Source organism: Nonomuraea aridisoli (assembly GCF_003236395.1).
Taxonomy (GTDB): Bacteria; Actinomycetota; Actinomycetes; order Streptosporangiales; family Streptosporangiaceae; genus Nonomuraea; species Nonomuraea aridisoli.
Map to the genome: position 1 here is coordinate 1 of NZ_POUD01000242.1, position 13,998 is coordinate 13,998.

General features: G+C 73.9%; 9 protein-coding genes. All 9 read left to right on the plus strand.

The genetic code is table 11. The annotated features are described in order from the left end of the window. Positions 1-1,295: pyridoxal phosphate-dependent decarboxylase family protein (locus tag C1J01_RS37440; protein ID WP_111183710.1), on the plus strand; the 1,295-nt coding region annotated here is incomplete at its 5' end. Continuing rightward, positions 1,292-3,043 (plus strand): IucA/IucC family protein, encoded by a 1,752-nt coding sequence (locus C1J01_RS37445; RefSeq protein ID WP_111183703.1) that lies wholly within the window; start codon positions 1,292-1,294, stop codon positions 3,041-3,043. The genes C1J01_RS37440 and C1J01_RS37445, both read left to right, overlap by 4 nt. Then, the gene (locus C1J01_RS37450; protein WP_111183704.1) at positions 3,040-4,392 is read left to right on the plus strand and encodes a lysine N(6)-hydroxylase/L-ornithine N(5)-oxygenase family protein; all 1,353 of its coding nucleotides are present in this window, start codon (positions 3,040-3,042) and stop codon (positions 4,390-4,392) included. Before C1J01_RS37445 ends, C1J01_RS37450 begins: the two co-directional genes overlap by 4 nt. Beyond that, positions 4,389-5,585: an MFS transporter gene (locus C1J01_RS37455; protein WP_111183705.1), complete on the plus strand. Its 1,197-nt coding sequence runs from the start codon at positions 4,389-4,391 to the stop codon at positions 5,583-5,585. The genes C1J01_RS37450 and C1J01_RS37455 overlap by 4 nt, the downstream gene beginning before the upstream one ends. Continuing rightward, positions 5,582-7,366: an IucA/IucC family protein gene (locus C1J01_RS37460; RefSeq protein ID WP_111183706.1), complete on the plus strand. Its 1,785-nt coding sequence runs from the start codon at positions 5,582-5,584 to the stop codon at positions 7,364-7,366. Before C1J01_RS37455 ends, C1J01_RS37460 begins: the two co-directional genes overlap by 4 nt. Next, positions 7,363-8,721 carry a glutamine synthetase family protein gene (locus C1J01_RS37465; RefSeq protein WP_111183707.1) on the plus strand — a complete coding sequence of 453 codons (1,359 nt, stop codon included), beginning with the start codon at positions 7,363-7,365 and terminating at the stop codon, positions 8,719-8,721. Before C1J01_RS37460 ends, C1J01_RS37465 begins: the two co-directional genes overlap by 4 nt. Positions 8,722-8,800: 79 nt before the next feature. Then, positions 8,801-10,003 (plus strand): erythromycin esterase family protein, encoded by a 1,203-nt coding sequence (locus C1J01_RS37470; protein ID WP_111183708.1) that lies wholly within the window; start codon positions 8,801-8,803, stop codon positions 10,001-10,003. Between the two features lie 124 nt (positions 10,004-10,127). Next, the gene (locus C1J01_RS37475; protein ID WP_235854926.1) at positions 10,128-12,626 is read left to right on the plus strand and encodes a polysaccharide lyase family 8 super-sandwich domain-containing protein; all 2,499 of its coding nucleotides are present in this window, start codon (positions 10,128-10,130) and stop codon (positions 12,624-12,626) included. A gap of 145 nt (positions 12,627-12,771) precedes the next feature. Beyond that, positions 12,772-13,959, plus strand: a complete 1,188-nt coding sequence (locus C1J01_RS37480; protein WP_220040276.1) for a calcium:cation antiporter — start codon at positions 12,772-12,774, stop codon at positions 13,957-13,959. Positions 13,960-13,998 lie beyond the last annotated feature (39 nt).

The window sequence follows — 13,998 nt, forward strand, 5'->3', positions numbered from 1 at the left end:
GGGTTGGGGAGTTGGGGCGGTTGGTTGGGGTGTTGGCCTATGGGAGTGCGGATCCGGCCGATCCGGCCTGTGCGGCGCATCTGCACTGCCCGCCGCTCGCCGTGGCGGTCGCCGCCGATCTGGCGGTGTCCGCGCTGAACCCGTCGCTGGACTCCTGGGACCAGGCGCCCGCCGCCACCGAGATGGAGAAGCTGCTGGTGGCGGAGCTGGCCGAGCTGGCCGGGTATCCGGAGGAGGCCGCCGGTGTGGTCACCTCGGGCGGCACCGAGTCCAACCTCATGGGCCTGATGCTGGCCCGTGATCACGTGCTCGGCGCGGCGACCGGGCTTCCGATTCAGCTCAGCGGGGTGCCCGCGACCGGCCCCCGCCCGCGGATCTTCGCCTCCGCCGCCGCGCACTTCTCGGTGCGCCGGGCCGCGGCCCTGCTGGGGCTCGGCGAGGACGCCGTCGTGCCGATCCCGGTGGACCGCGAGCTGCGGATGCTCCCCGACGCCCTGGTCGCCGCCCTGCGCGACAGCACAACACGCCCGAGCGAGCGCCCGGTCGCCGTGGTCGCCACCGCGGGCACCACCGACACCGGCGCGATCGACCCGCTGGAGACCTGCGCGCGACTGGCCGCCGAGCACGGCGCCTGGCTGCACGTGGACGCCGCCTACGGTGGCGGCGCGCTGCTGTCCGATCGGCTCGCGCCGCTGCTGGCCGGGATCGAGCTGGCCGACTCGATCTCCCTGGACTGGCACAAGCTGGGCTGGCAGCCGGCCGCCGCGGGCGTGTTCCTGGTCAGGCGTGCCGAGACGTACCGGTCGCTGGCCCGGCGGGCGGCGTACCTCAACCCGGAGGACGACGAGGAGGCCGGATACACCAGCCTGCTGGGACGTTCGCTGCGCACGACCCGGCGCGCCGACGCGTTCAAGATCGCGGTGACGCTGCGCACGCTCGGCCGGGACGGCCTCGGCCGTCTCGTCGACGCCTGCCACGACGTGGCTCGCGAGGCCGCGACGGCGGTGCGCGCCCATCCGCGGCTGGAGCTGCACGCGGACCCCGTCCTGACGGCGCTGCTGTTCCGCTACCTGCCCGCCGACCCCGCGCACGCGGACCAGGTGAACGCCGGGCTCCGGCGCAGGCTGCTCCGCGAGGGCCGGGCGGTCGTGGGCCGCACCGAGCTGCCCGGGGAGGGGCCCGGCCGGATCAGGCTCAAGCTCACCCTGCTGAACCCGTACACGACCGCCGAAGAGGTGGAACGGCTCCTGCACGCGGTCGCGGCGGCGGGCCAGGCCGAGGAGGAGGCGCTGTGAAGCGGACGGAGGCCGACCCGCTCGACCACGCCGATCCGGGACGGGCCGGCGCGGCGGCGGCCATGGAGACGCTGCTCCGCGCGTACGTACGGGAGACCGCCACCCCGGTGCCGGACGCCGGGGAGGAGCTGGTGCTCACGTTCCCGGCGAGCGGGGTCACGATCGGCGTCCCGGTGCGCCACCGGTCGGCGACGGGCTGGCACCGTTTCGGCGAGCCGTCCGTCCTGACCCCGGGGGCGGCGCGGGCCGCCGACGCGGCGCTCGTGGCGGCCGCGGCGATCCGGGAGACCGTCGTGGCGCGGCGGCTGCCGGCCCACCTGGGCGACGACGCCGTCGCGCGGGTGCTCGACTCCGCCCGGCGCACCGCCGCCCACCTGGCCGGGCGGCGCGCGGAGGCCGGCGCGGGGGTGACCCCGTTCCTCGACGCCGAGCAGGCACTCCTGCTGGGCCACCCGTTCCATCCGGCGCCGAAGAGCCGCGAGGAGGCGTCCGCCGCCGAGCTGGACGACTACTCACCCGAGCTGCGCGGCAGGTTCCGCCTGCACTGGTTCGCCGCGGCGCCGTCCGTCGTGGCGGGGGAGAGCGCCGACGGCCGCACCCCCGCCGAGCTGTGCCGGCGCCTGGCCGCCGGCGTCGAGCCGCCCCCGGGGACGGTGCTCCTGCCCGCCCACCCGTGGCAGGCGCGCGAGGTGCTGCGCCGCCCGGAGGTGGCCGCGCTGGTGGAGGCGGGGCTGCTGCGGCCGCTCGGCCCCTCCGGCCCCGAGTGGTACGCGACGTCGTCGGTGCGGACCGTGCACCGTCCCGACGCGGACGTGATGCTCAAGCTCTCCCTCGGCCTGCGGATCACCAATTCCCGGCGCAACAACCTGCGCGGGGAGATGCGCCTCGGCGTCCGGGCGGCCCGCCTGCTGGCGGCCGGGCCGGGCGGGTGGTTGCGCGCCGAGCACCCGGACTTCGCGATCCTGCGCGACTTCGCCTGGGTGTCGGCAGGTGTGGACGGGCCCGAGACCGGACTCGAGACCGCGATCCGCGACAACCCGTTCCGCGGCGGCGCCCGCGAGGGCCTGTGCGTGGCCGGGCTGCTGGCCGAGCGGACCGGCCCCGGCGACGGCACGCCTCCCCGGCACCGCGCGCTGCTGGCCGCCGCGCTGGAGCGTGCCGTCCGCGCCCACGGCCTGCCGGCGGGCGAGGCGGCGGCGCTCTGGCTGACCCGCTACCTCGACGTGCTCGCCGTCCCCCTGATCCGCCTGCACGCCAGGTACGGCATAGCCCTCGAACCGCACCACCAGAACACCCTGGTCGCGCTGGGCGACGACGGCCTGCCGTGCGCGGGCTGGTACCGCGACAGCCAGGGCTACTACGTGGCCGCCTCCCGCGCCGCCGAGCTGGAGTCGTTGCTGCCCGGGCTCGGCGAGGTCGACGTGGTCTTCGACGACGCCTTCGTGGACGAGCGGGTCGCCTACTACCTCGGCGTCAACAACCTGCTCGGCCTGGTGGGCGCGTTCGGCGCGCTCGGCCTGGCCGACGAGAGCGCGCTGCTGCGGGTGCTGCGCGCCGCGCTGGAACGGCTGCGCGCGGCCGAGCCCGGCGCGAAGGGCCTGCTCGACCTGCTCCTGGACGCGCCCGCGCTGCCCTGCAAGGCCAACTACCTGACCTGCGTGGACGGCCGCGACGAGCTCGTCGGCGACGTCCGCACCCAGTCCGTCTACATCGACCTTCCGAACCCACTCACGGAGGTGGAGCGGTGAGCGCCCCCTATGACCTGCTCGGCGTCGGCATAGGTCCCTTCAATCTGTCGCTGGCCGCGCTCTGCGACGGCGTGCCCGGGATGAATACGTTGTTCCTGGACGCCAAACCAGCCTTCTCCTGGCATCCCGGCCTGCTCATGGAGGGGACGGTGCTCCAGGTGCCGTTCCTGGCCGACCTGGTGACGATGGCCGACCCGACGAGCCCGTGGTCGTACCTGAACTACGTCCGCTGCCACGACCGGATGTTCCCGTTCTTCTTCTCCGAGCGCTTCCACATCCCCCGCCGCGAGTACGACCACTACTGCCGGTGGGTCGCCGAGCGGCTGCCCTCCTGCCGGTTCGACGCCGAGGTCACCGCGCTGAGCTGGGACGAGACGGCGGGCGCGTTCTCGGTGACGTACCGGTCGGCGGCCGGGGCGAGCGCGGCGGTCCTCGCCCGGCAGGTGGTGCTTGGGGTGGGCACGGTCCCGGTCGTGCCGGAGCCGCTGCGGCCGCTGCTGGACGCCGGCCGCGTGCTGCACAGCGCCGACTACCTCGCCCACCGCGACCGCCTGGCCGCCGCCGGCGACGTGACCGTGGTCGGCGCCGGGCAGTCGGGCGCGGAGGTGGTGCTCGACCTGCTGCGCCACCAGGACGGCACGGGTGCGGGCGGCCCGTACGTGCGCTGGCTGGCCCGCACCCCGGCCTTCGCCCCCATGGAGTACTCCAAGATCGGCCTGGAGCACTTCACCCCCGACTACGTCGACTACTTCCGCGGCCTGCCCGAGGACCGCCGCGAGCGGCTCGTCCGCGACCAGTGGCAGCTCTACAAGGGCGTCAGCGCCGAGACGCTCGGCGACATCCACGACGAGCTGTACGAGCGGACCATCGGCGGGGCCGAGCCGCGAGCGGCGCTGCACCCCGGCGTGGAAGTGGTCTCGGCCGCGGCCGACGGCGACGGGTACGCCCTGACCTGCCGTCACGCCGAGCAGGAGGCGTTCTTCCAGGTGCGCACCTCGGCCGTGGTGCTGGCCACCGGGTACGCCGCCGTCCGCCCCGCGTTCCTGGAGCCGCTGGCCGACCTGGTCGACTGGGACGCCAAGGGCCGCTACCAGGTGGACGCCGACTACCGGGTGGCGCTGGACCCGCGGGTGTCCGGGACGGTGTTCGTCCAGAACGCCGAGACGCACACCCACGGCGTGGGCGCGCCGGATCTGACGCTGGGCGCGTGGCGGGCGGCGCGGATCCTGAACGCGGTCGCCGGCCGCACCGTGATACCGGTGCCCGCGCGGGCGGCGTGGACGACCTTCGGTGCGCCCCGGGTGCCGGGCGCGGTGGAGCCCGCCACCCCCGAGAGCTCGCTGAGGTGATCACAGCTCCCGCGACGGACGCCCGGACGGGCGGGCCGGAGCGCCGGGCCAGGGCCGTGCTGATCTCCGTGATCGGCCTGCACCTGGTGGCCGAGACCGCGCTGACTCCGTTCCTGCCGCAGCTGTTCGAGCGGTTGTACGGCATCGCGGATCCGGGCGCGACCGGGCTGTACCTGTGGATCTGCCGTGTCGTCGGGCTGGCCGCGCTCCCGCTGTGGGGGCTCGCGGCGCGGCGGTGGCCGCTGCACCGGCTGGTGCTGGCCGGACTGTGCGGCTCGGCCGTCATCGACCTGCTGCTGGGCCTGTCGCCGAGTTTCGCCGCGTACACGGTGTTGTCGGGGGCGGTGGTGGCGACCAACAGCGCGCTGCTGCTGGCCTACCCGGCGTTCGTCGCCGAGCACGACCGTGACCCGGCCGGGGGAGAGCGGGCCAGGCTGGCGGGGATCGTCTCGATCGTCGTGGTGTTCCACCTGTCGGTGGTGGCGGCGACGGCCGTGGGCGCGGGGGTGCTGGCGCTGCCCGAGCCGCGGTGGGGCATCTCGGCGTTCGCCGTCCTTGACGTGGTGCTGGCCGTGCTGACGTACCGCGTCCTGGTGCGGCGCGCGCCGGCCCCTGCGCCGGCCGGGAACGCACCGCGAAAGGGCGTGCGGTTCCTGGTCCTCGCGCAGGCGGCGCTGATCGCGGTGGCGTTCGACTTCTCGGTCAACGTGGCGCGGCCGTTCTTCACCGAGTTCGCCGGCGGCCTGGGCGGCGGCCCGGCCGGGTCGGCGGTGCTGTTCTTCCTGCCGAGCGTGGCCGCGCTGGCCGTGCTGCCCGTGGTCCGCCGCTGCCATGACCTGCTCGGCGACCGGCTGCTGCCCGTCGCCCTGGCGGCCGGCGCGGCGGGGCTGGCCTGGCAGGCGCTGTCGCCGTCCGTGGCCGGGCTGGCCGGCGGGCGGCTGCTGTTCGGCGCCGGGCTGGGCCTCGCGCAGGTCGCGGTGGAGCTGTGGGCGTTCCGCGCCACCGGCACGGCCGGCCCGGCCTTCACCGCCGTGGAGACCGCCAGGTCCGCCGCGCTGCTCGCCGCGCCGGTGGCCGCCGCCGCGGCCGTCTCGCACCATCTCGCGCTGCCGCTCGCCGTGGCGGCCGCCGTCCAGTTGCTCGCCACGGTCCTGGCCGCACGGCGACCCGTTGTGAAGGAGATCCCCCGATGAACCTGTCTGCCCGTGACGCCTGGGCGCGGGCGGGCCGCCGCCTGCTCGTCAAGGCCGTCGAGGAGTTCGCCTACGAGGAGCTGCTGGTCCCCGAGCCCGACCCCGGCCGGCCCGGCGCGTACCGGTTGGACCTGGGCGAAGGCGTGTGCTGGACGTTCCGGGCCGCGCGCGGCACGTTCGGCGCCTGGCGCGTCGAAGAGGGCACGTTGCGGCGGCACCCGGCCCCCGCGGACGGCGAGGCCGGCCCCGAACGGCTGCTGCTCGACGCGCGTCAGGTCCTCGGCTGGGACGGCCCGGTCACCGCGGAGGCGCTGCGCGAGCTCACCGCCACCCGGCAGGCCGAGGCGCGGCTGCTGTCCGGCGCCCTGCCCGCCGCCCGGCTCGCCGACCTCGACCACCTGGACCTGGAGGCGCACCAGGAGGGCCACCCCTGCATGCTGCTCAACAAGGGCAGGCTCGGGTTCGCCGCCTCGGACGCCGCCGCCTACGCCCCCGAGGCGGCCGGGTCGGTACGGCTGCTGTGGGCGGCCGTGCACGGGTCGCTGGCCGAATACTCCGGCGTGCCGGGGCTGGACCAGGAGACGCTGCTGGGCGAGGAACTGGACGACGAGACGCGCAAACGGTTCGCCGTCGCGCTGGAGGCCGGGACGGACCTGGACCCCGCCGGGTTCACCTGGCTGCCCGTGCACCCGTTCCACTGGGACGAGGCCGTCGCGCCGCTGTTCGCCCCGTACCTGGCGGACGGGCGGATCGTGTTGCTCGGCGAGGGGCCCGACCGCTACCGTCCGCTCCAGTCGATCCGCACCCTCGCCAACCTGGACCGCCCCGACCGGCGCAACGTCAAGGTGCCGCTGCTCATCCGCAACACGCTGGTGTGGCGGGGGCTGTCCACCGAGCCGACCCGGGCGGCGCCCGACGTGAGCGCCTGGCTGCACGGGCTGCGCGCCGCCGACCCGTACCTGCGGGACGAGCTGCGCTTCCATCCGCTCGGCGAGGTCGCCTCCGTCGCCGTCCGGCACCCGCTGTACGAGTCCGTGCGCGACGCGCCGTACCGCTACCACGAGCTGTTCGGCGCGGTCTGGCGCGAACCGGTGACGGCGCTGCTCGGCCCGGGCGAACGGGCGCGCACCATGGCCGCCCTGCTCAAGGTCGGCTCGGACGGTCGCGCCCTGGTGGCGGAGCTGGTCGAGCGCTCCGGGCTCGCCCCGCGCGCCTGGCTGGCCCGCCTCCTGTCGGCGCTGCTGCCCGGCCTGCTGCACCACCTCTACCGCTACGGCGTCGCCTACTGCCCGCACGGCGAGAACACCGTGATCCTGTACGACGCCGCCGACGTCCCCGCGGGCGTCGCGGTCAAGGACTTCGCCGAGGACGTCAACCTGCTGCCGGACGACCTGCCCGAGTACGCCGCCCTGTCCGGCCGGGCCCGCGAGGTGCTGCTGCGCTGGCCCGCCCGCGAGCTGGCCCACTCGCTGCTCAGCGCGGTCTTCGCGGGCCACTTCCGGTTCTTCGCACCGCTGGTGGACGAGCACCTCGGCGTGCCGGAGCCCGACTTCTGGCGCCTCGTACGCGAGGAGATCGAGCGCTACCACGCCCGCTTCCCCGAGCTCGCCGGCCGCGCCGAGGCGTTCGGCCTGTTCGCCCCCGAGTTCGGCCGGGTGGCGCTCAACCGGGAGCAGTTGCTCGGCGGCGGCTTCCACGACCGCGCCGAACGCGACGAGGGCTTCGACGTCGTCCACGGCACGGTCGCCAACCCGCTGGCTAGCACGGAGGAGACCCGATGACCGCGCTCACCTACCCGCAACTGCGCGCCGAGGCCGAGGCCGGACGGATCGAGGAGGTGATCGTCGCCGTCCCCGACCTGCAGGGCCGCCTTCAGGGCAGCCGGCTGTCCGTGCCGTACTTCCTGGACGAGGTCGCCCGGCAGGGCTTCGGCGCCTGCGTCTACCTGCTGGCCTCCGACGTGGAGATGGGCACCGGCCCCGGCTACGCCATCGACGCCTGGGACTCCGGGTTCGGCGACTTCGTGCTGCGCCCCGACCCGGCCACCCTGCGCGCCCTGCCGTGGGACCCCGGCACCGCCCTGGTCCTGGCCGACGCCGTCTGGCCCGGCGGCGAGCCCGTCGAGGTGGCCCCGCGCCGGGTGCTGCGCGCCCAGCTCGACCGGCTGGCGGAACGCGGCCTGACCGCGCTCGCCGGGACCGAGCTGGAGTTCCTGGTCTTCCGCACCACGTACCGGGACGCCTGGGAACGCCGCTACCACGGCCTGGAGACCGGCACCCGCTACAACGTCGACTACTCCCTGCAGGGGCTGGCGGAGATCGAGCCGGTGGTGCGCCGCGTCCGCCGCGAGATGGTGCGCGCCGGGCTGCCCATGGAGACCGCCCGCGGGGAGTGCCACCCCGGCCAGTACGAGATCGTCTTCCGTTACGACGAGGCCATGGCGACCTGCGACAAGCACGTCCTGTTCAAGAACGGCGCCAAGCAGATCGCCGGGCAGGAGGGCGTGGCGCTCACGTTCATGCCCAAGTTCGACGAGGGCGAGGGCAACTCCTGCCACGTCCACCTGTCGCTGCGCGGCACGGACGGCGCCACGGTCTTCGCCGACGAGACGTCCGGCGACGGGTTGTCGGAGCTGTTCCGGCACTTCGTGGCCGGTCAGCTCGCCTGCCTGCCGGAACTGGCCCTGCTCATGGCCCCGAACGTCAACTCCTACAAGCGGCTCCAACCCGGCGCGTTCGCCCCCACCGGCATCACGTGGGGCCGGGACAACCGCACCTGCCCGATCCGGGTGGTCGGCTCGGGGGCGTCGCTGCGCATCGAGCACCGGGTGCCCGGCGGGGACGCCAACCCCTACCTCGCCGTCGCCGCGATGGTGGCCGCCGGCCTGCACGGCATCGAGAACCGGCTCCCCCTGCCCGCCCCGCACGCGGCCAACGCCCTGGCCGACGCGTCCGTGCCCCGGCTGCCCGCCACGCTGACGGAGGCGTTGCGCCGCTGGGAGACGAGCGAGCTGGCCGCCAAGGTGTTCGGCGACGCGGTGGTGGGCCACTACGCGCAGGCGGCGCGGACGGAGCTGGCGGCGTTCGAGACGGCGGTCACGGACTGGGAGCGGGTGCGCGGGTTCGAGCGCCTGTGAGGTTTGAAGGTTTCTCGCGCTATTATTGGAGATATCGCGAAAAAGATTCAACAGTGGGTTCACAGATATCGTTGAAGGCATGGATATCGGCATCAAGGGCGTCACCCATGCCGTCGAGGCGGCGAATGTCATGAGGCTGCTCCCGGGCCGGCCGCGGGTGCTCGCCCTCGGCGAGCCCACACACCTCGAGGACACCCTCCTCGAGGTACGGAACGATCTCTTCCGGCAGCTCGTCGAGCAGGAGGGTTATCGGGTTTTCGGGCTCGAGAGCGACTGCCTGCGGGGCACGGTCGTGGACGACTACGTCACCTCGGGCGCTGGCACCCTGGACGAGGTCATGGAGGGCGGGTTCAGCCACGAGGCCGGCGCGTCGGCGGCCAACCGCGAGCTCGTGCGCTGGATGCGCGCGTACAACGACGGCCGGCCCGCGGCCGAGCGGCTGCGGTTCGCCGGTGTCGACGCGCCGCTGGAGATGACCGGCCCCGAGAGCCCCCGTCAGGCCCTCACCGCCCTCCACGGCTACCTCGCGGCCGGCCTGGACGCCGACCTGATGCCCTGCGACGCCGAGACGCTCGACCGCCTGCTCGGCGACGACGACCGGTGGACCGACCCCGCCGCCCTGCTGGACCCGTCCCGGTCGGTGGGGCAGACGGCCGAGGCGCGGGAGTTGCGGCTGCTCGCCGACGATCTGGTGGCGCTGCTCGACGCGCAGACGCCGGATCTGATCGCGGCGACCTCACGGGCGGAGTGGGACCGGGCCCGCCTGTACGGGCGCACCGCCACCGGCCTGATGCGCTACCACTTCTGGATGGCCGACGCGTCACCGGGACGCATGAGGCGGCTGCTGGGCGTGCGCGACTCGATGATGGCCGCCAACATCCTCGCCGCCGCCGAATGGGGCCCGGCCATGGTCTACGCCCACAACCTCAATCTCCAGCGGTACAAGAGCGCGATGCGCCTGGGCGGCAACCGCTACGAGTGGTGGAGCGCCGGCGCGCTCGTCGACGCCCACCTGGGCGAGGAGTACGCCTTCCTGGCCATGGCCATCGGCACGATCCGGCACCAGGGAGTGGACACCCCGCCCCCGGACACCGTCGAAGGACTCCTGTACGCGCTCCCCGACGACGGTCACGTCGTCGACGCCCGCCGGCTGGCCGCGGCCCTCGCGGACGTGCCGCCCGCCCCCCGTGTGTCCCCGTGGTTCGGCTACTTCCCGCTCGACCCCGCTCACCTGGCCGAGAGCGACGGGATCGTGTTCCTCAAGGACCTGCTGGAAAGCTAGGGCCCCGTCGGCGCAGTACCCCCGACAGGGCGACCCCGGCCGCTGATGCGCAGGGTTTCTGAGGGGACGGAAGTGGCTATGTAGCGGAAAGCCTGGCATACCCCCCAACTGCCTGGAGATCGCCGTGCCGCACCTGTCTCGTCGTCATGTTCTCTCCCTGCTCCCCGCCGCCGGACTGCTGGCGATGATCGGGCCCGTGCGCGCCGCGGCCGGCGTCGACCACGGCCGGTTGGTGGCCAACGCCGTGGCGATCTACGCGGGGACGCCCGAGGTCAACGCCCGGCCCGAGGTGGCCGGGAAGCTGGCGGCCGTGCTGCGTACGGCCCGGCAGCGGCTGGCCGCGCTGGACGGCGCCGGGGAGAACGAGTTGTTCGCCGGGGTCGGCCTCGGCGGCGACGACGTCAACCTGCGGCTTTCCTACCAGTACCTGTACGAGATCGCGCTCGCCACCCGCACCCCGGGCGGCGAGCTCGACGGCGACGCGGCCGCCCAGCGGCGGGTGATCGACGGCCTGCGGTGGCTGCACGAGCGCTACTTCGGCGACCAGGCGAAGGGCTACTACGGCAACTGGCACAGCTGGGAGATCGGCATCCCGACCCACGTCACCAGGACGCTGGCGCTGCTGGCCGAGCGGGTGCGCGAGGAGCAGCCCGACCTGACGGCCGCGTACGTCGCCTCCATGGACGCCTACCTGCGCAACGGCAAGGACGGCGACGTCGACCTCGACTCGCGCTTCCACACGGGCGCGAACCTGGCCGACATCACCGGCAACCGGATATTGCAGGGCGCGCTCACCGGTGACGACGCCCGCGTCACCAAGGCCATCGCCGACCAGGCCACCGTCTTCGCCACCATCGACCCGTACGACCTGAAGCACGGCGTCGCCGACGGCTACTACGCCGACGGCTCGTTCATCCAGCACCACTCGGTCGCCTACACCGGCTCGTACGGGCGAGCCCTGCTGACGCGGGTCGTGCAGACGCTCAAGACGCTCGACGGCGCCACGAGCACCGGGCCGGACCTGGCCGGGGTGGTCTACCGGTGGGTCGCGGACGGGTTCGCGCCGCTGATCTTCGAGGGCTGGATGATGGAGATCGTCAAGGGGCGGGCGGTCTCGCGGACCGCCACCGGCTACACCGACGTCGGGGTGATCGTGGAGGCCGTCGCCGACCTGGCCGACCACGTCACGGAGGACCAGGCGCTGGCGCTGCGGAAGTACGCCAAGTTCCTGCCGGCCGCCGACACCACCGCGTTCGTCTCGCCCGTCAGCATCGCCCGTTACCAGGCCATCCGCGACTCCGGCGTGCCGGCCGAGGACCTGAACCCGGCCAGGCGGTCGGTGGCGTTCAACGCCATGGACAGGACCGTGCACCGGCGTCCCGGCTACGCGTTCGCCCTCGCCCGCAGCTCCGACCGGATCAGCAAATACGAGTACATGAGCGGCGAGAACCTCATGCCGTGGTTCCAGGGCGACGGGGCCTACTACCTCTACCTGTCGGGCGAGGACCAGCGGGAGGTCTTCGGCGTCGACTACTACACGGCCGTCTCGCCGTACCGGCTGGCGGGGGTGACCGCGCCGGTGGAGGAGCGGCGGACGGTCCCCGAGCTCTACGGCCGGATGTGGTACGAGAACCCGGGGCATCCGCTCAACTTCACCTCCTCCTCGGAGTCCCAGAACGCCTACGTCTACTTCCCACTGGGGGAGAACGTCTTCTCCGGCGGCGCCACGCTCGGCGAGTACGGCGTGGCCGGGATGGTCCAGTCGGACGACGCGGCCTACACCGCCAAGCAGGCCGGCCTGCTGCCCGACGACTTCGTGGCCTACCAGAACGCCCGCGCGACCAAGTCGTGGTTCCTGCTGGACGACGAGATCGTCGTGCTGGCCGCCGACATCTCGGGACAGAGCGGGCGGGCCGCGACGACGACCGTGGACAGCCGCATCGCCGCCCCCACCGACGAGCTCACCCTCACCGGCGAACGCTGGGACGGCGGGGCCTGGCAGGCCGGCGACATCGCGCCGCCGCGCTGGCTCCGGTACGCCAACGGCACCCGCGGCACCGCGATCGGCTACGCGTTCCTCACCGGCCAGCCGGTCGAGGCCGGGCTGGAGACGGTGACCCGCAGCCGCAGGGTCGTCCGCGCCACCAACCCCGACACCGCGGTGACCAAGCGGGTCTTCACCGCGGCGATCCGCCATCCCGCCGCCGGCGACGTGCCCGCCCTCGCCTACGCCCTGGTCCCGAACGCCACCGAGGCCGCTCTGCGCCGCTACGCGGACGGGCCGCTGAGCGTCCTGGCGAACGACGGGCGCGTGCAGGCGATCAAGCACGCCCGGCTCGGGCTCGTCGCCGCGAACGTCTTCGCCGCCGGCCCGCACCAGGCGGAACGCCTGCGGATCGACGGCCCGGCCTCGGTCATCGTGCGTTCCGGCGAGCGTACGGTGGTGGCGGTGTCCGACCCGACGATGGACCGCGACCACGTCACCGTCGTCCTGCGCGGCGCCCCTCTCCGCCTCGACTCCGCCGACGAGGGGGTGACGGTACGCCGGGTCGCGGGCGGCACCGAGATCCGGGTGAACACCCACCACGCCCACGGGCGTACGTTCACCGCGACCCTGCGCTGACTTTCTACAGGGTCTTCCCCCCACAAAATGGGCATCAGCCCCAATAGCGGACATGTGTCTCCGCGGTCAGACTGAGGTCCGGGGCTCCCTGCGGCCTGCGCACGGCGTGCTCACCCCGTACCCGCCTGATCGATGGAGGTTCTTGTTGAACGCCCCGCCGGCAGAAGCGGCCACCGGCTCGCCGCTGGAGATGGCCGCCAAAATCGTGCCCATCGCGGCCGTCCTGGCGTTCCTCGGGGCGTGGGAACGCAGCCTGCCGGTGATCGGCGAGATCGTGGTCGTGGGGTTGCTGGGGGCGTCCGTGCTGGCCGCGGTGCACCACGCCGAGGTCGTCGCCCACCGCGTCGGCGAGCCCTTCGGCTCGCTCATCCTCGCCGTCGCCGTCACCGTCATCGAGGTCGGCCTCATCGTCACCCTGATGGTCTCCGGCGGGCCGGGGGCCGCCACGCTGGCCCGCGATACGGTCTTCGCGGCCGTGATGATCACCTGTAACGGCATCCTCGGCCTGTCACTGCTCATCACGGCGTTGCGCGAGGGCACCGCCCCGTTCAACGCCAAAGGCACCGGCGCTGCGCTGGCGACGGTGATCACGCTCGCGACCCTGAGCCTCGTGCTGCCCACGTTCACGACCAGCGTGCCCGGCCCCGAGTTCTCCGGGGTGCAGCTCGCCTTCGCCGCCGTGGTGTCCCTCGCTCTGTACGTGTTGTTCGTGTTCGTGCAGAACGTCCGCCACCGTGACTACTTCCTGCCCGCCCCCGGCCCCACGGTGCGCCCGCTGCGGCCCTCCACCGCCGGTGGGCCGGGCGGCGTCCTCGTCGCCGAGCGGACCGAGGAGGACCAGGAGGCGGACACCGAGGTCCACGCGGCCACGCCGTCGTTGCGGACCGCCCTGACCAGCCTCGCCCTGCTCGTCACCGCTCTCGTCGCGGTCGTCGGGCTGGCCAAGGTCGAGTCGAAGACGATCGAGGCCGCCGTCTCCGGGGCGGGGCTGCCGCACGCCGTGGTCGGCGTGGTCATCGCCCTGCTGGTGCTGCTGCCGGAGACGCTCGCGGCGGCCCGCAACGCCCAGCGCCGGCGCACCCAGATCAGCCTCAACCTCGCGCTCGGCTCCGCCATGGCGAGCATCGGCCTGACCATCCCGACCATCGCCGTGGCGTCGATCTGGCTGGACGGCCCGCTGCTCCTCGGGCTCGGGTCCGTGCACATCGTCCTGCTCGGACTGACCGCGCTCGTCGGCACGCTCACCGTGATCCCCGGCCGGGCCACGCTCCTCCAGGCCGGGGTCCACCTCACCCTCTGCGCGAGCTACCTGTTCCTCGCCGCCGTACCGTGAACCGGGACGCCCACTAGCGGCTGTCCCTTATACACATCT